Source organism: Xenorhabdus eapokensis, assembly GCF_001908105.1.
Map to the genome: position 1 here is coordinate 14715 of NZ_MKGQ01000021.1, position 18840 is coordinate 33554.

An 18840-nucleotide genomic window follows, 5' to 3' on the forward strand; every position below is an offset into this window, starting at 1 on the left:
TTAGTTAAATTTTTTATCTAAAATTCGGGTTAAGTAATATTTTCTAAACCGTACCTTTCAGAAAATACCTTTAGTTAAAATTAGGTTGACCATTGGATGCGTTTACCCCACCATCTATCGGTAAGTTCACCCCATTAATGAAACTGGCATCTTCGCTGGCTAAAAATGCAATGGCTGCTGCTACTTCGAAAGGTTGACCCGCTCTTTTTAACGGAATACGGCTATCGAAATGCGCAAGAGTTTCATCATCAAAACGAGCTACCATTGGCGTCAATACTAAACTTGGGCAAACAGCATTAACACGAACCCCTTGTGAACCATAATCCAGAGCCATCGCACGGGTTAGATTCACGACAGCGCCTTTTGCTGCGCAATAGTGAGCGCCTCCCCAATCGCCCCCTAAGCCAGATACCGAAGCATTATTGACAATGCACCCTTTGCTTTTTAACAAAAAAGGTAAAACAAAATAGCTACAATTGAGTACACCATTGAGATTCGTAGCCAGTACGTCATTACCGTCTTCTTGTGAAGTACTCAATAAATCACCTACCACATACAAACCGGCGTTATTCACCAGAATATCTATTCGGCCAAAATGCCTGATTGTTTCATCAACCATATTTTTAGCCGATTCTCGGTTTGCAACATCTGTCTGAATCACCAACGCTTTGTCCGATGACAACTCGCTCAATACACGGTTAAGCTTCTCTGTATCCCGCCCAGCCAATACTACAATGGCTCCCTCTTGTGAAAAACGCTTTGCTGTAGCCTCGCCAATGCCACTACCTGCACCAGTAATAACGACAACTTTACCCTCAAATCGCATCATTTTATTACCCTCATTGATATATTTTTAAAGCTTAGCGTGTAATATCAAATATAATTAATGAATTGGTCCTGTCTTTAATATTCACCAGAATATTCTTTGTTAATTATCTTGCTATGTCTTTTTTTATGATAGGTTAATCATTAAATATTGGTTTAAGCAGCGTCTATATCCGATGGAATACTTATAAGAAATCAGCCACTCTGATCAGAGTGGCTGATGATTAACACTGTAATTAAATAATCAAGACTAAATTTTATTTAGCTAGTGTCAAACTATTGTTTGAGCAGTCAATATTAAGATGTGACCTTCAGCTCCAACTAAAATATTATAGGTCAAATTTATCAATTGTATAATTTATCAATTTAGCTGCACCATCAGTAAGTTGTTCAATATCCTTTGCGGTACTTTCAGATATGATATTTTTGTCATGAAGAGCCTCAGCTACACCATCAATTATTCTATCAACTACATCAACAACGGTCTTCAATATATCACCCACAAAACCAGCACCGGAGACTTGTTCTAACTCAACTTTATTTAACTCTTTCATATATAACCCCATTTATTTATATCATTGATATATATATGTTTTAGAATAAAAGCTTTAGAATAAAACATGAAACCACAACATTAATCAGACAGCTCATTGAATATGGTTCCAGAAAAATAAAAATCTTCACAAAAAACAGGCTGACAAATAGAATGACAAAAAATCATATTAGTGTATCTCCAATGGATTTCTTGAATTATTTTAAAAATTCTAATGTTTACGGCCAATGCATATAGTTAAGGTTTATATTTTTCTGCAACCAAATTATATTTTGGTTCGGGTTTTATCATAATTCACTTAGTATCAACATTAATTAAACGACGATTATTTAATATCAAATTAAGTTGCATATTTTTTAATGTTAACATTATTTAACGATACATTCCTTTGTCATATAATTCATAGCCTGCACCAAATAATTTTTTATCTGTCTTTTCAGACAATTCATGCTATTGAAATGACACGTTTAGCAGACGCAATGGTTGATGGACGATGCGCAATAATAATTTTTGTTATATTTAACGCTGATATTGACTCATTGATATACTTTTCATTATCTGAATCAAGGTGACTTGTTGCCTCATCCATAAATAAAATACTTGGTCGTCGATAAATGGCTCTGGCTATCAATAGCCTCTGTATTTGTCCGCCGGACATTCCGCCACCTAACTCACCAATGAGTGTTTCATATCCCATCGGCATTAATAAAATATCATTATGAATATTGCAACGCTTAGCACATTCTTGTATATATTCAAGATCAGGAGCGTGATCGAATCCAGATATGTTGTCAGCGACAGAGCCAGAAAGTAATTTATCATCTTGTAATACACAAGAAATACATCTACGATAATTATTTAGGCCAATAATATTAATATCTAGCCCATTAATTAAAATAGTACCTTTGCTAGGCATTAATAACCCACACATTAATTTCATTAATGTTGTTTTACCTACACCAGATGGGCCAACAATAGCTACACTTTCTCCCGCTTTGACACTAAGATTAAAATTAGAAATGATGGGTTTTGATAAATTGTCGTATTGATAATACAAGTTGCAAATAGTGAGTTCTGCCGGTAACCCTGAAATAACAATATTCCGGTTTGGTACTTCTCTTTCTGGTTCAGAAAGTACTATATCGGAGATGCGTTCATTATGTAAATTTAACATGCGCAATCTGAGTACCATGTCGATCAAATTACTTGCTCTATCAGCAAATTGCCCACGATAAGCGTTAAAAGCGACAAACATTCCCAGAGTCATTTGATTATTGATAACTAATGAGGCACCTAACCACAGAATAATAATCTGCTCACAAGCAACAATAAGAGTATTAGCGATATCAAAGATTGTACTTATTTTGGCAAGTTTGGTATTTGAGTTAATTGTATCGATACTCAAATTTAACCAGGATTTTGCCCGATTTTCACATAATCCCAAGGATTTTAATGTATTAATGCTATATAAAGTTTCCATAAAATGGGAATTTGCTCTGGCATCCTTAACTATTTGCTCTTCGGAAAGTTGCCTATAATATTGATAAGTCAGTAACCTTAAGATGACATAAACAACAGTGAACGCTAATACCACCCAGACGAGCCAGTCACCGTAGAATAACATCATAATGAAAACACTGATCAACATAATCGCGTCGATAATGCTATTAACAATATTTTTCGTAAAAGTGGTTCGTATAATGTTCAATGAACCAAATCGTGACTGGATATCACCTAACTTACGTTTTTCAAAATAAGCTAAAGGTAATTTCATTAGATGATCGAACACCCCTGATTTCCATTGCACATCAACAAATGTTTCCATTGTAATGGATATCCAACTACGCAAAGTAGAGACACTCACTTTAAATAGAATAAAGACAAGCAGACCACAACAAATAATAGTTAATAAGCTATTATCCTTAGCGATAATAACGTGATCCATAATTAGCTGCATTCCTACAGGGATCAGTACATTAATAGCTTCTATAACAAGAGATAAGAAGAAAATTTTCCCCAGAGTTGCTTTAAGTCCCTGAATATTATTTAGCAGTGATATAATACGTAATCTGCTTTGTTTTTTGGCAGGGACAAAATCATGACTTGGCCACAATTCTAATGCAATGCCAGTAAAATGTTTGGAAAACTCTTGTGTACTCAAGACCCTTTGCCCGAATGCGGGATCGTGGATGGTAATTTTATTTTTCTTAACTTTAACTAAGACAACAAAATGATTCATATCCCAGTGCAGAATACAGGGTAATTTTAATGCGTACAGTTCATCAAGATCCAGCGATACGGCTCTGGTTTTGAATTTAAGGGCGCTGGCAATATTCACTAATGTAGTCAGTACAACGCCACGTGTAGAAATTCCAAACTGACTACGTAAATGGGATAAATCAATTTGTAATCCATGATAATGAAAAACCATTGCTAGGCTTGCTAACCCACACTCTGATGCTTCGGTTTGTAAAATTTTGGGGATTTTCCTTTTGAATCCTAGATTCAACTTATTAGTAATAGTTTCATAATTTTTTTTATCCATTTTGTGGTCCCATCAATGTTTTTTTCATGTCATAGAATGGTGAGAACATCCATTGATAAAGAGGACGTTTTTCAAGGAAAAACGTCGATTGGGCTTTCATGCCATTCGATAAATTTAATTTCCTTCCGTTATAGTTAAACTGTTTTTTATCTAAGTTAACCAAAACTTTATAATAGGACTCGTTTTTTTCCCCTGTTTTATTTATAGGAGCGCTTCTATAATAAGACATTTCTTGAATAGAAGCCGGAATATATGAAATATTATCAACATACCCTGAAAATTGCCCAAACTTCTCAAATGGAAATGCATCATAGCGTATATTAATTGCATCGCCTTTCGAAATATAAGGCAAACTACTATTAGGAACCCATAGAATTAAAGAATAATTAGATTTTATATTATCCGGAATAACTTGAGCGAGAATATCATTTAAGGTTATTGCCTGACCAACGGTAAAACCGAGTGATTCAATACGACCATTAGTCGGAGAGGTTATAAATAGAGAGCCATTGGCTGTCATTTCAGTTAATTTTCGTTGTAAATCGTCACGTTGAATTTTATATTCAGAAATTTGTTTATCAAAATCAGCTCGCTTGAGAGTAATTTCACTATTCAGATTAGTAATTTTCAATGTATCACTGATATACTGGCTATATAGATTCTGATACATATTTTGTTGCTGATAATAGGAATAGCCATAGCCATTAAATTGATCTTTTGTAATAAGCCCTCGTCTCTGATAGCGCTTGTAGTTTTCCATGTTTTTCTTTGCAAATTCAACCCCTAGACGGGCATTATCAACAACAACTTTAGACTCTTTTTGTGATTCTTCATACTGCCTTTTTTGTTCTTCCAGGCTTATTAAGGTGATGTTCTCATTATCTTGTAATTTTTGGATAATATTATTAATCTGCACTAATTGATTTTTTAATGAGTTTTTTGTATTAGTACTGATTTTTCCTGACTCGGTAATTTGACTAAAGTCCACCTGATAGATTTTTTGTCCTTGTTTTACAAAATCTCCCACATTGACAAATTCCTGAGAAATAAAGCCCTGTTGAGAAGAGAAAATATTTATTGGATGAGGCGTGGTTATTACTTCGCCATAGACATTAATGCGTCTTGTATAACTACCAAAAGTAATAAATATAAATAAAACAACCAAAAAAAACGATGAAACGATGCAAGTAATCCAAGCAGGAATTTTTGCTATTAATAGTGCTTCTCCAGTCCATTTGGATTTTTTATTTTCTATAGCTTCTTTCCGAAACAAATCATTCATAGTAGTCACGTGTAATTAATGTTTTTGTTTTTCAAGTCATTGCTATTTAAGTCAGAATATTAAATTCTTATTTATCAACAAATTCCATATGTTACCAATTCATTTCATCGTCTATAATGTAATATGTTTAATATTAACGTAGTGTAAACCGTTAGTAAGATTCCTTGATGAAATGGAACTCTTTTCGGTTCTGTCATTTTTATTTGGCACTTTGTTTTAATCAAACTTTGTTGACCAAATGGAACTTACTGCCATATTAAGAACACGGCCACGCCAGACTTTTCCACCAAAAGCCCTTTCGTTTGGCGAACTCGTTCCATGAGTCGCCACCATTATCCGTGATTATGATATGCAGGAATAAAAGAAATAAATCAGCCCTTGTTTTTCCTTATTTTATGAAAAAAGCAAGGGCTAGTTTACTGAGATAAGAGAATAAAACTGCAACGTGGACGTTTGGAAATATACCAACCTTAATTAGCGATACATTTCAAACAATGACATCCCTTTTAGATCAGAAAAAGCCTTATAAGAAGCCTGTAATGCAGCCTGTTCCTGATAATAACTGGAGATGGTGGAGATCCAGTCGACATCGACCAATTCGCCCATACGCGCTTTATTGGCAATACTGCGTTCACTGGCTAGCGCATCCAGTTGTTCCATTTCCTGAAGCTGCATCCCTAATACGGCGTCCGCAGAGTATAAGTTGTTCAAGCTATTATCTACACCTCGGATAGCTTTGTTAATCAACTCGCCTGCTTCCTCTCTTTCTGCTTCGCTGGCATTAGTGAATGGCTTTTCAAGCGCCTTGATCGCAAAATCAATGGAGGCAAAAATATCTGATTCACTTGCACTACCATCAGGCTCTTTAATCGGGTTAGACGTTGCCGATAAAAAGACTTTTGCACCGGTATGGGCAATAACCATGGAACGATTGTCATCCACTCTTTGGCTTATAGCCTCATGCCCACCTTTATAGTGAACTTTTCCACTGCCATCGGCTTCGAAAGGTGGAACGTCTGTCTTATAACCAGCAAAAATATAGCGGCCATTGCCATCGGTTTTATTTCCGAGATTCAATATTTGTTGTTTAAGGCCATCTAATTGTTGGGCATAAGATTCACGATCGTGATCACTTTGTGCACTAGCCGCCGCAATTAATGTTTCCTTAACACTATGTGTCACCGATACAACACTGGCAATAGTGCTCGATTGGGTTGACATCGTATTCTTGGCAAAGACACGAGCCGTAACAAATTGCTGATTCTGCGACTCAGATTGGGCAATCATAATACCCTGCGAAGCAGCCAACGGATCATCAGATGGGTTGATAACACGTTTGCCACTGGATAACTGTTCACCATACTGCATCCACTTAGCCTGAGCGCCAAAAACCCCATTCATTTTTTGGCTGTATAAAAGATTCGTACTTATACGCACAATATCACTTCCTTATTTCTCTTTAGCCAGTCGTATGATTAACGGATATCCAAAATGGCATTAAACAGCGTCGATGCAGTCTGGATAACACGGGCATTTGCTAAATAGTATTGCTGTAAACGTTGCAGTTCGCCGTATTCTTCATCCATGTTAACGCCAGAAATGGAATCAAGCTCTTTGTAACGTGCTTCTACGTTGATCTTCTGAGTTTCCAGAAGACGTTGAGAACTATTGGTTTTGCTACCCACAGTACTGACTAACGAAGCATAAGCATCGGTCAAGGTATTTTTACCATTAATTAGCTTTTCTTTTTGCAGGAGAGTGAATTTCTTCGCGTTGGTGTTATCGCTTGGACCAGAGTCTTTGGCGCCCGCCGTTGCCAGTTGAGAGGAATCCGTAATCTTAACTTCAAGTGTTGCTATGACATTATTGACCGTTTTCAGTGTGTACCGATCATTATCCTGTGGATTGGTCGCATTAATCTCAACTTTCAGGCCGTCAAATTCCAGTGTATTGCCATTTTCAGTTGCAGAGATCATTTCCCTGTCAGTAATACGCTGTACTTTCCAGCCACCACCTTCGTACTTAATAGTGTAGTCACTGTCTTTTACTTTAGTGGTATCGCTATATTCCACTTTAATTTCAGCCCTACCTTTGTTATTGCTGTTAGCAATGGTTTCTGGCTGCGCAAAGTTGAAGAAATCACTACCTGGTTTACCGTCCAGACCGAAACCACCACGCTGAACCTGATTGAATTGATCCGCCATCACTAAGCCCAATTGGTTTAATTGATTGCGGGTTGGGTCTATCACTTCACTACGCACACGCAATGCACCACCTAACTTTCCTTGCGAGATAAAGCGTTCATCAATTTCTTTCGTACCTATACTATTGTTATAGCCCAACGTGATACGGCTGTTCTCTGCACTGGATGGGAGCGCTTCCAATCGATAGGATTTGCTACCCGATACCAGAGACATCCCGCCACCAAATGTGACGTTGTAGGTATTACCGTCTTGTTTAATCAAATCTACTTCAATAAGTTGATTTAACTTATCAAGCGCATCATCGCGTTTATCCAGTAAAGCCAGAGGCTCACCCGTTCCTGCACCACGCATACGAGAAATTTCATCGTTCAGAAAGGCTATCTCTTCCGCGTATTTATTGATGTCTTTAACATTCTGCTCAATTTTGATATTGATACCACTGTCCATCTTACGGAGAACTTGATCAGCGTCTTTAAATCGGTTAACCAAACCTTCAGCTTTGCCTAGTACTGTGGTTCTTGCCGCATTATCTTCTGCGTTATTTTCAAGCGTGCTCAGGCTCTTAAAAAAATCTTCCATAGAACTGGAAAGACTGGTTGCCTTATCCGCCAGCAGATTGTCGACTTGAGAAGCCTGACTATTGTATGTATCTGACGCCTGAAATTTAGTTTGTGCCGCATTATATTGCTGACTGACAAATTCACTATATTGACGATTAATGGAATTAACATGTACACCATTGCCAATAAAGCCAACCGGTGACATTTTTCCACTATTTTGCGACATTACCGTTGTTTGTCGGTGATATCCCTCGACCTTAGAGTTAGTAATGTTATTACCCACCACACTCATTGCCACCTGCGCAGCATTAATACCACTCATGGCAGTATTGATAAGATTATTGGACATGTGTCGATCCTTTTACGTTTTCGTTATGCCTCCATCGTGGGAGGGAATTCACTGCTACAGTTATCGGCAAAATACCCTGATCCTTGAACAAAATTAATGTCCTCAAAACAGGTTATCGAAATCATAGGTATAGGCTTTTGCCATTTGGTTGCCGGTGTTCTTTAACTGCTGGATCAACGACACTAATTTTTTGGCATAACCGGGATCGGTGGCATATCCAGCCTCTTGTAAGGAATACGCTCCCTGCTCCGCAGTGGTTGATTGTGCAACCTTGGCGTAACGGGGATTTTCCGTCAACAATTTGACGTAATCCGTTATCGCTTCCACATAAGAGCCATACACACGGAAGCTGTCCTGCATTTTCTTCGGCTCACCATCAATGTATTCCGTCGTCATAATATTAGTGACGGGTCCTTGCCAGTGTTTCCCCGCTTTAATACCAAATAAGTTATAACTCGGCTTACCTTCCTTAGTCAGAATTTCTCGCTGCCCCCAACCAGATTCCAGCGCTGCCTGAGCAATAATCAATAAATGAGGAATACCACTTTGCCGGCTTGCCAACTGTGCAGGCAAAGAAAGCATGGAAACAAAGCTGGCATTGTGCATTGGCAATGACTTGGGTTGTGCTGAACTGTACTGAGGTGAGCTATGCTGAGCAGAACGATTAGAGAAAACCGGAGATGAATTTTTAGATATAGCACGAGAGTCAGGCATAACCCGACGCATAAATGGCTCTAATGCCTGCTTCGGTAATGTTTGCAGAATTTCATTATCCAATGGCAGCGGTACGGTATCGGCTAATCCATCAGGCACATTATTAGCGTTAGAAAATTGCTTGACGATCATGTCAGCAAATCCCAACCCCTTTTGAGAAAGATCCTGAGCAATTTGCTGATCGTACAGCGAAGTATAAAAACGTGTCTGCTCACTGCTTAAAACGCCATCCTGTGGCAACGAGGAACGCATACTTTTCAGCATCATCTGGACGAAGACGCCTTCCAGTTGTTGGGCTACTTGCCGTAGCCCTTGTTGTGGTTCCTGTGACAATTTAGCTTTCAGTGAATGCAATGAATTAACATCGTAAGCTGCATTGGACATCGTCAGAAAGTCATTCATCAGATAATCTCCAATTTCGCCCACAGACAACCGGCGCTCTCCATAGCCTGCAAGATAGACATTAAATCGGTTGGTGTTGCGCCTAACACATTCAATGCACGCACAACCTGGGTCAGATTCGCGCTGGCACTGAGTTGCTGCAACGCCCCGCCCTGCTCCTGAATGCCAATCCCCGTATTACGGGTCACAACGGTACTGCCTCCCGCCAATGGCGTATTGGGCTGATTAACTGCTATCTGGCGTTCAACGGTCACAGACAAACTACCATGCGCTATCGCACAACTGTCCAAGGTAACATTGCGATTCATCACCACGGAGCCTGTTCGGGAATTGAAAATCACTTTGGCATCGCCGGCATCTACACGGATAGGCAAATTCTGCACCTGAGCCAGAAATTTCACCTGTTCGCTGTTCTCAATCGGCAAACGCAACTGAACAGTACGAGAATCCAACGGTGTCGCCGTCCCTGTTCCCTTTAATCGGTTAACCGCATCACTGATTTTCTGAGCCAGCCCGAAATCATCATCATTCAGTTGCAGGTTCAGTGTACCTTTCTGGCCGAACTGCGTTGGCAATTCACGTTCAATCACCGCACCATTGGAGATCCGGCCACCGGCAAGCTGATTGACTTTGATACTGTTACCACCGGCACTCGCACCAGCCCCCCCCACCAGAATATTACCCTGAGCCAAGGCATAGACCTGGTTATCCACCCCTTTTAACGGGGTCATCAGCAATGTACCGCCACGTAAACTCTTGGCGTTACCTAGCGAGGAAACGACAATATCAATGCTCTGCCCTGCACGGGCAAAAGGCGGCAACTTTGCTGTCACCATCACGGCAGCGACGTTTTTAAGCTGCATATTGGTACCAGTGGGTACGGTGATCCCTAGCTGTGACAACATATTGCTCAGGCTTTGGGTAGTAAATGGTGTCTGCATGGTTTGGTCACCTGTTCCATCCAGCCCAACAACCAAACCATAACCAATCAACGCGTTATCCCTGACTCCCTCAATTGTCGTCAAATCACGAATACGTTCGGCAAAAACATAAGTAGAGGTGAACGTACTGAACAGCACCAACAAAAGCGTAAAAAGGCTGGCGACTAATTTTTTCATCCTGACCATCCTCTTTTAAAACGGTGAGATATTGATAAAGAAACGTTGCAACCATCCCATGTGCTGCGCTTCGTTGATATAGCCATCACCAACATATTCAATACGGGCATCAGCAACCTGGTTGGAGCTCACCGTATTATTACCCGTGATGGTGCGCGGGTTAACAACACCAGAGAAACGAATAAACTCCGTTCCCTGATTAATGGCGATCTGCTTTTCTCCCACCACATGCAGGTTGCCATTGGCCAACAACTTATCCACGGTCACAGTAATGGTGCCCCTGAAAGTATTGTTGGCATTCGCACCGCCTTTACCACCAAATTCGTTATTCCCTTCCATGCCCAGATCGGTTTTCTCACCCCCCATCAATCCCTGTAAAAAACGAGGCGTCAAAGCTGCCGTGAAACTGGTTTTTCCATTGCGGCTGGCATTGGCTGAAGAGTTTTTGCTCGCACTGACGTTCTCTTGCAAGATAATCGTCAGCGTATCACCGATATTGCGTGGACGGCGGTCTTCAAACAGCGGTTGGTAGCCGTAATAGACTGGTTGGACAGTTTGAAAAATAGAACCATTTGGCGTTGGAGCAGGCGTTTCGGCGGGTTTTGCGGTTGTTTGCCCTTCCACCAGTGGCTTGTGCGGCATATAAGCACATCCCCCCAATGTCAGTGCCGACAATGCGAGTACCGCCACAGATATACTGATACGCCACTTATTTCTCTGGTTTTTCCGTAAACCAGTGGAGCCATAAGCTACATGGTTTTTAGCATGGCTTTCGGCAACGGGCATTGTATCCATCTTCTATGCTCTTAAGTTTATCGTAGAAATAGTGGAAGAACGTATTCCCCCACCATTTAATGATTAGGTTATAACTGTGTCAGCTTTTGCAGCATTTGATCAGAAGTCGATACTGCCTTGCTGTTGATTTCATAGGCTCGCTGCACCTGAATCATAGTGACCAACTCTTCCGCCACATTGACGTTAGACGTTTCGACAAAGCCTTGATAGAGCACTCCAGCACCATTGATGCCCGGTGCATTCTCTACTGGTACGCCAGAACTGTTGGTTTCCAGATACAAATTCTCACCGATGCTTTCCAGTCCACTTTCATTGATAAACGTGGTCAATGTCAGTTGCCCAATCTGCTGAGGTGCATTTTGCCCTTGCACGTTTACACTGACAGTACCATCACTGGCAATGTTGAGCTTAGTGGCATTATCTGGAATGATGATGGCAGGCACTATCTGAAAACCACCCACAGTCACCAACTGACCATTCTGATCTTTCTGAAATGAACCATCACGGGTATAGCCAATGGTGCCATCAGGCATCTGAACCTGGAAAAAACCCTGTCCTTTAATTGCCACATCCTGGCTGCTATTGGTTTTCGCCAGATTCCCCTGGCTGTGCAGCCGCTCAGTGGCTACCGGTCGTGCACCTGTACCAATCTGCAAACCTGATGGCAGGGTAGTCTGTTCAGACGACATTGCACCCGGCTGACGTTCGGTTTGATAGAGCAAATCTTCAAACACCGCACGCTGGCGTTTGAAACCGTTGGTACTGACGTTTGCCAGATTGTTAGAAATAACATCCATATTGGTTTGCTGAGCATCCAGCCCAGTCTTGGCAATCCATAAAGATCGGATCATGAATTTATCCTCTGTATCCGATTTAGCTCATAGCGAGAATTTGGTTGGCCCGCTGAGCATTTTCATCGGAACTGTGTATGACTTTCATCTGCATCTCAAAGCGACGCGCGTTGGCGATCATGTTCACCATGCTTTCCACTGGATTAACATTACTGCCTTCCAGAACACCGGACATGATTTTCACTTCTGTGCTGGCCGCCAATTCATTACCCTGCTGTTCCCGCGCCTGTGGCGTTAAATGGAACAAACCATCATCGCCACGTACCAGTTGGTTGGCTTCCGGTTTGATAATTTTCAGTTTGCCAATCTGGCCCAACAACGTGGGCGGATCGCTGGCAATCAAGGCAGAAATGGCACCGTCTGTCGCAATGGTCAATTCAGCCTGCGGCGGAACATCAATCGGCCCGTTTTCGCCCATCAACATGCGCCCCTGCACCATCAGTTGCCCTTCAGGTGAAATTTGGATGCTGCCGTTGCGGGTATAGGCTTCCGTCCCGTCTTCTAGCTGGACAGCCAGATAGCCACCTTGTCCGACTGCCACATCTAACGGACGGGAAGTGTAATTCATGGGTCCCTGACGGCTATCCATGCCGGGGGTGGAGGCAACGGTCAATGTACGCGTTGGCAAGGTTTCACCTTCAATCGGCACAGCACGCAGTGCAGCAAGCTGGGCCTTGAAGCCCGGTGTTGACGCATTAGCCAGATTGTTGGCAGTGACAGCCTGATGCTCCAGCGTTTGGCGCGCAGCGCCCATAGCGGTATAAATGACGTGATCCATAAAGCTATCCGCCTGAGCTTATTAACGCATGCTGACCAGTGTTTGCAGAATTTGATCCTGCGTCTTGATGGTTTGGGCGTTAGATTGGTAATTGCGCTGGGCGACGATCATATTGACCAGCTCCTGGCTCATATCAACGTTTGAGGCTTCCAGCGCACCGCTGATCAGCTTACCGAAGTTACCTGAGCCTGCAAGTCCCACAACCGGACTACCTGATGCTCCGGATTCTGCCCAAATATTATCGCCCTGTGCAGCCAGACCTTCAGGGTTGGCAAAGTTTGCCAGTACCACCTGACCCAATACCTGATTTTGATCGTTGGAATAAGTACCGTAGATTTTACCGTCATTATCCACACGGTATTTGGTGAAATAACCTGCGGCATAACCATTCTGCTTTGGGTTATTGCTGGAACTTTGTGCAAGGCTCTGCTGCTTACTTCCATTTAAATCGATGGTGATTTTCGCTTCAGCATAACCATTCAGTTCTGGCATTGTAAATGTGAATGGATCAATCGCCTCCATTTGGCCACTTGTATTGAATGACAACTCACCCAATTCTTTAGCTTCAGAACCTGTTACAGAAGTATCCTGGGCATGAACTTTCCATTTATTGTTTGCTGTTTTAACAAAAAATATGTTGAGATCATGCTGGCTACCCAAGCTATCGAAAATTTGCATGGGTGTACTGAAATTAAACGTATCTTTCTCGTCTGGTTTTAATTTTTTTGTAATGGCTTTTTCCGTTGAGTTCAGGTTAACTGACAACGAAATTTTGTCCGTTGCTTTCGCATCCATCATTGCCGTTGGGATCGAAATCGGCCCTACTGCACCACCTTGTTGAATGACGCCGTTCACCGCCGGATAACCCGTCAGTTTCATACCCTGCATATTGAGCAGGTTGCGGTCTGAATCCAGGTTGAACTGACCGTTACGGGAATAGAAAATATTACCGTTGGAATCCTCCATGCGGAAAAAACCGCCTTGTGTGATTGCCATATCCAATTGGCGGTTAGTTGTCGTGGTTGAGCCGTCTTTAAAATTCTGAACCATGCCAGAAACCTTAACACCCAAGCCCACTTCTGAGCCGCTGAAAACGTCCGCAAAGGAAGCAGAGCTGGACTTAAATCCGTATGTTGCCGAGTTTGCGATATTATTACCAATAACGTCTAAGTTGCTCGCTGCGGCATTTAAGCCACTGACCGCTTGTGAAAAAGACATATGTCCTCCGTTTAACTAAAGAATCTGACGAACTTCGCCCATGTTGACCGTACCCACCAGCCCTAAATCCAATTTAGTGCTATTCTCCTGCCGCACAACGCCTTGAACCCTGGCATGTCTCAGGGAATTGACCATCAACGCTTGATCTTGTTGGCTTGCGGAAACGGTGAAGTTATAAGCGCCTTGTTCCACTTCATTGCCGTCTGCGTCTTTGCCATCCCATCTGAAGCTATGTAAGCCAGCATTCAAATATTCAGATGAATTAGGATCTAATTTATTGAATTCCATCTCCCGAACGACTGCGCCACTTTTATCCCGGATAGTCACTTTAACGATATCGGCTGGTCGGTTCAGTTCATAGCCCAACGGTGATGCGTCGATGTTTTTCTCCCCGTTGAAACCAACCAAAATCTCATTGCCAGGAACCATGACACCTCGGCCAATCAGTGCCACCGTTTGCATCGCGTGATTACTGTCCATTTGTCCGACAATGGAACCCAGCGTCTTATTGAGCTTCTCAATACCTTCAACAGTACTGATCTGCGCAATCTGTGAAGTCAATTCACTGTTTTGCATTGGGTTGGTTGGATCTTGGTTTTTAAGCTGAGCAACCAATATATCCAAAAAGCTATCTTTGATATCACCACTATTTTGTGGTTTTTGATTGGTCAACTTAGCCAGTTCACCGACTGTTGAATTATCCAATGATTCATTAATTGAGGTGGTAATTCCCATAACGACATTCCTGTTACTGGCCCAGTGTCAGCGTTTTTAACATGATGGATTTGGTGGTATTAAGCACTTCAACGTTCGCCTGATAGCTGCGGGAAGCTGAGATGGTATTGACCATTTCCCCGACCACATCCACATTCGGCATACGTACATAACCTTTTTCATCGGCCAGTGGATGACCCGGCTGGTATTCAAGGCGGAAAGGTGAAGGATCATCCACCACTTCACTAACGCGAACGCCGCCAACTTCCTGACCCGCGGGAGCGGCGACACGAAAGACCACTTGTTTGGCACGGTATGGTTCACCATCCGGCCCAACAACACTGTCGGCATTCGCCATATTGCTGGCGCTGACGTTCAGTCGCTGGGACTGAGCAGAAAGCGCCGAGCTGGCAATATCAAAAATACTGAGTAGAGACATTCCCATTATCCTTGTGACTGTAGAACTGACATCATGCTTTTGATTTGTGCATTGGTCATAGTGAGTTCAGCCTGATATTTCAGGCTGTTATCTGCGAAATTGCTGCGTTCTATATCCATGTCAACAGTATTTCCATCCATGGCTGTCTGGTATGGCACCCGATACAGCAGATCCATCTCCAGACGTTTTTGAGGTTGAACGGGAATATGTCGATCGGAAGTCAGAGTTAGCCCAATTCCATTCCCCGTTACACGACCATGTGCCATGACTTTTTTCAGTTGAGCAGCAAAATCGATATCACGCGCCTGATAGCCAGGGGTATCCGCATTGGCAATGTTGGCAGACAAAATTTCCTGCCGCTGGTTGCGGAGTGCCAGCGCTTCTTGTCGAAATTGAAAGGCGGCATCTAATTTATCGAGCATATTCCTCCCTCGGATTTGTTCTGTCGGGGATAATCCCCAAGCAGCTAACAGAATAAACGGAGAAGAAAAAGGTAATTCGAAGAATAGAAACAAATTGAATTGCTATTTATCCCATTAACGAATAATCAATCGAGTTACACTATCAACATCCAACAGGTGCTGAATATTTTTTGCAATCATGGCTCGCTAACAGGATTTAAGGTGGTGAAATGCCTGCACTAACGTTTATCGGGTTCCTTGCCTTTTTCCTTAATTTATTTTTTGTTTTCGGCAGTTCTTTAGCTTGGGGAAACAACATACCGCAATTAATGGGTGACTATTTCAGACAGATCCATCACACATCGAATCATAAGGTCTCAGTGGAGATCAAAACACCTGAGCAACAATGGCCGACTTGTAAACTCCCTGAAATACAACCATTACTTAACAACAAAAATTGGGGTAACCTTTCCGTCCCTGTAACTTGTGGTCAGCAACGCCGTTTCATTCAGGTTTACGTCAATGTCATCGGCCCTTATTTGGTTTCTAAACGAACCATTAGCCGCAATGCCGTCCTGACAGAAAAAGATTTTCAGGTAAAAACGGGATCTTTAGATAAGCTGCCAAACGACATAATCCGTAACAGACAGGCCATACAAAATGGTATTGCGCTGCGCAATATACCTGCCGGACAATTCATCACACGTAATATGCTCCGGCGTCCCTGGGCAATTAAAGCCGGACAAAATGTGGTTGTCACCGTAGATGGACACCATTTTCAGGTGCGTTACGAAGGAAAAGCGATCAACAATGCCGCGAGTTTTGATAATATTCGTGTCCGCCTGAACTCTGGACAGGTTATTACTGGTGAAGCACAAGAAAATGGCAGTGTAAAAATGATGTTATAAATGGCTAAAGTTTTATTTCTTCACGCCGATATAACCAACAGACCATGATTTACAGGCATGCCAGCGGTATATCGCCTGCTACCTAAGACAAATAAATAATGCCTGATTAAAGGATTACGATTATGAGTATTGAACGCACTCAACCTCTACTGGCTATGGCTGCTTTACAGCAACGCAATGCCAATGAAGGTGCTCAAAGCACTCGCAGAATTGTGGCTGTTGCAGAAAAAAGCGCAGATACACAAGTTAAGCTGAGCGAAGCGCAGAAAAAGCTCGTTCAGCCAAGCAGTCAGGATATTAATATCCAGAAAGTACAACAATTGAAAGAAGCCATTGCAAAGGGAACCCTAACGATGGACAGCGGTAAAATTGCTGATGCCCTATTTAGGGAGGCTCTTGAAAACATGGAATATGATAAATAAACACCAAAATCTAAAGAGCCATAAATGGAAGAACTTCAACTCTTACTTGAACAGCAAAGCGCACACTTAAATTCGCTTTCGCAAACGATGGCAGAAGAACAGCACATATTGGGCGAAGGCGTTATTGAGGTGAATCATTTACATCGCGTGACGGAACAAAAGACATTTTTACTTTCAGCACTCGATCACGCTGAACGAAAACGCCAGCAATTAAATGAAACACTGAAAATAAATGCTCCTTATGCTAACCACGAAAGACTAGCCATATTATGGAGTCAAATTAGTCAATCTGTTGAACGTATCCGTGATTTAAATTCACATAACGGATTTCTACTGGAACAACATATTGAATTGAACAGTCAAACAATCGCTTTTCTGAAAGCTCACCACAGCCCTTCTCTTTATGGTGCAGACGGCCAAGCCCGTCATCATTCAGCGCTATCAGGCCACAAGATCAGCGTTTGAACATTCGATTACTGCTTACGCAGTAAGTTCTACAGACCTCTTGGTTTACTGACAATGATAAGGGGTCTTTTTTTGTATATCTGTACTTCCCCTTATAAAAAATAATTCTCATTATACTATTGATAATTATTATTAATATCTCCAAGAGGTGGCTTTAGAATAATAAAATGCGTATCAAATAATGTGAAAAATTATAAATGAGATAAACCAATATATTACTCATAACTCATGGTGAATGTTGCTGTCGCATTAACTATCCCTTCCTTAACGTTACCATATCGATAATAACGCGCTTTTAAAGGAATATTGACAGGCCCTTCTGTTATAGTTTCGATATATTCAATTTTTTTACCAAGGGGAATAGGCGTTGCCTTTTTACCATCCAAAATTTGAATACCCACCCCTCTGGCCGCATTAGCATTAGGATTAAGTTTGATAATCCCCTGTTGAGGAGCGTAAGCGCCTTGAGAACCCGCCTGTAAAAGCATATTAACTTTAATACGAGCATCACAATTTAAAGGTATATCAAATGCCTTTTCCGCGGCTGTGGAGCTGACTTTAGGTAATTGCATACTCGTTATCGGCTCTAATACAACAGGAATTGGATTGTTGTCAAAGGCACAAGATCGTGATTCAACAACTATATTACCCGTGTTGAACTGCCCTATTTCGATATATTTACCTAAACCGTGTCCACCAGGATTTCGCAAAGTGACTGTCGCGGTTGCCACAGGCTGGGAAGGATATTGCCCAGGTTTTACTTGACCTATACGGTAAAACAAAAGGGCAATTCCGACACTAATTCGTCCCCCCTGATCTCGCAAAGCAACGGTTTTAAGTACCGTACTATTATTATTTCCTCGGATATATTTTCTATCACTAGGATCTCCGGTTAGACCTCTAATTGCATACCCAATGCCACTATTACCCAGAGGAAAAATTTTTCTGCCGTTAATCATTTTTGCGGGCACTCCATATGCCTTAATACCAAGAATAGCCTCAATCTTATCCAGAGATTTCCCGTGGCAAACAATCACAGGGCTTGCATCCATTCTCAATCTGTCATTCGATTTTTCCAGTTCTTGATCTACAGGCACATCTACCGGCAGCGATATTTTATGTGAATTCAATGTTTGTGAAGGTGCTGTACAAGAGACTTCCGTATAAGCATATCCCGCACAAGAGGATAAAAATATGGGTATAAATAGTAACCATGAAGGAATAGATACATTCACAAGGAGTCCCTTATATAAATTATTGTTATGTTGTACTTCCGAAAAAACGATGATGATTTACT

At 41.7% G+C, this 18840-nt stretch carries 19 protein-coding genes; 3 read left to right on the forward strand and 16 right to left on the reverse strand.

Annotated features, from left to right (window positions below):
- Positions 1–70 precede the first annotated feature (70 nt).
- The 15 genes from budC to flgB all read right to left on the reverse strand — a co-directional run bounded on the left by budC (position 71) and on the right by flgB (position 15769).
- On the reverse strand, positions 71–829 hold the full coding sequence (gene budC, locus Xedl_RS13510; protein ID WP_208605057.1) for a meso-2,3-butanediol dehydrogenase: 759 nt from the start codon (positions 827–829) through the stop codon (positions 71–73).
- Between the two features lie 325 nt (positions 830–1154).
- On the reverse strand, positions 1155–1379 hold the full coding sequence (locus Xedl_RS13515; protein WP_074024358.1) for a hypothetical protein: 225 nt from the start codon (positions 1377–1379) through the stop codon (positions 1155–1157).
- 444 nt (positions 1380–1823) lie between these two features.
- The gene (locus Xedl_RS13520; protein ID WP_074024359.1) at positions 1824–3923 is read right to left on the reverse strand and encodes a peptidase domain-containing ABC transporter; all 2100 of its coding nucleotides are present in this window, start codon (positions 3921–3923) and stop codon (positions 1824–1826) included.
- On the reverse strand, positions 3916–5205 hold the full coding sequence (locus Xedl_RS13525; protein WP_074024360.1) for an HlyD family secretion protein: 1290 nt from the start codon (positions 5203–5205) through the stop codon (positions 3916–3918). Before Xedl_RS13525 ends, Xedl_RS13520 begins: the two co-directional genes overlap by 8 nt.
- Positions 5206–5679: 474 nt before the next feature.
- Positions 5680–6642, reverse strand: a complete 963-nt coding sequence (flgL, locus tag Xedl_RS13530) for a flagellar hook-associated protein FlgL (protein ID WP_074024361.1) — start codon at positions 6640–6642, stop codon at positions 5680–5682.
- 38 nt (positions 6643–6680) lie between these two features.
- On the reverse strand, positions 6681–8318 hold the full coding sequence (gene flgK / locus Xedl_RS13535; protein WP_074024362.1) for a flagellar hook-associated protein FlgK: 1638 nt from the start codon (positions 8316–8318) through the stop codon (positions 6681–6683).
- Between the two features lie 102 nt (positions 8319–8420).
- Complete coding sequence (gene flgJ, locus Xedl_RS13540) at positions 8421–9437, reverse strand: flagellar assembly peptidoglycan hydrolase FlgJ (protein ID WP_208605059.1); 1017 nt, start codon at positions 9435–9437, stop codon at positions 8421–8423.
- Positions 9434–10552 carry a flagellar basal body P-ring protein FlgI gene (locus Xedl_RS13545; protein ID WP_074024364.1) on the reverse strand — a complete coding sequence of 373 codons (1119 nt, stop codon included), beginning with the start codon at positions 10550–10552 and terminating at the stop codon, positions 9434–9436. Before Xedl_RS13545 ends, flgJ begins: the two co-directional genes overlap by 4 nt.
- A 15-nt stretch (positions 10553–10567) precedes the next feature.
- Positions 10568–11347, reverse strand: coding sequence for a flagellar basal body L-ring protein FlgH (locus tag Xedl_RS13550; RefSeq protein WP_074024365.1), 780 nt, complete (start codon positions 11345–11347; stop codon positions 10568–10570).
- 68 nt (positions 11348–11415) lie between these two features.
- Positions 11416–12198, reverse strand: a complete 783-nt coding sequence (flgG, locus tag Xedl_RS13555) for a flagellar basal-body rod protein FlgG (protein WP_074024366.1) — start codon at positions 12196–12198, stop codon at positions 11416–11418.
- A gap of 22 nt (positions 12199–12220) precedes the next feature.
- Complete coding sequence (locus Xedl_RS13560; RefSeq protein WP_074024367.1) at positions 12221–12976, reverse strand: flagellar basal body rod protein FlgF; 756 nt, start codon at positions 12974–12976, stop codon at positions 12221–12223.
- Positions 12977–12997: 21 nt separating this feature from the next.
- Complete coding sequence (gene flgE / locus Xedl_RS13565; protein ID WP_074024368.1) at positions 12998–14194, reverse strand: flagellar hook protein FlgE; 1197 nt, start codon at positions 14192–14194, stop codon at positions 12998–13000.
- 15 nt (positions 14195–14209) lie between these two features.
- Complete coding sequence (locus tag Xedl_RS13570; RefSeq protein WP_074024369.1) at positions 14210–14929, reverse strand: flagellar hook assembly protein FlgD; 720 nt, start codon at positions 14927–14929, stop codon at positions 14210–14212.
- Positions 14930–14942: 13 nt separating this feature from the next.
- Entirely contained in the window at positions 14943–15347 is a 405-nt protein-coding gene (gene flgC, locus Xedl_RS13575; protein WP_074024370.1) for a flagellar basal body rod protein FlgC, read from the reverse strand.
- A gap of 5 nt (positions 15348–15352) precedes the next feature.
- Positions 15353–15769, reverse strand: coding sequence for a flagellar basal body rod protein FlgB (flgB, locus tag Xedl_RS13580; RefSeq protein ID WP_074024371.1), 417 nt, complete (start codon positions 15767–15769; stop codon positions 15353–15355).
- A gap of 209 nt (positions 15770–15978) precedes the next feature.
- Here flgB and flgA point away from each other — a divergent pair, with 209 nt between their 5' ends.
- From flgA to Xedl_RS13595, 3 genes are all read left to right on the forward strand, one after another.
- Positions 15979–16656, forward strand: a complete 678-nt coding sequence (flgA, locus tag Xedl_RS13585; protein ID WP_074024372.1) for a flagellar basal body P-ring formation chaperone FlgA — start codon at positions 15979–15981, stop codon at positions 16654–16656.
- Positions 16657–16778: 122 nt separating this feature from the next.
- Complete coding sequence (gene flgM / locus Xedl_RS13590) at positions 16779–17078, forward strand: flagellar biosynthesis anti-sigma factor FlgM (RefSeq protein WP_074024373.1); 300 nt, start codon at positions 16779–16781, stop codon at positions 17076–17078.
- Positions 17079–17102: 24 nt separating this feature from the next.
- A complete protein-coding gene (locus tag Xedl_RS13595) occupies positions 17103–17543 on the forward strand; it encodes a flagella synthesis protein FlgN (protein WP_074024374.1) in 441 nt (146 codons plus the stop codon).
- A gap of 215 nt (positions 17544–17758) precedes the next feature.
- Here Xedl_RS13595 and Xedl_RS13600 read toward each other — a convergent pair whose 3' ends face one another.
- Complete coding sequence (locus Xedl_RS13600) at positions 17759–18778, reverse strand: fimbrial protein (protein WP_244149719.1); 1020 nt, start codon at positions 18776–18778, stop codon at positions 17759–17761.
- Positions 18779–18840: the final 62 nt, after the last annotated feature.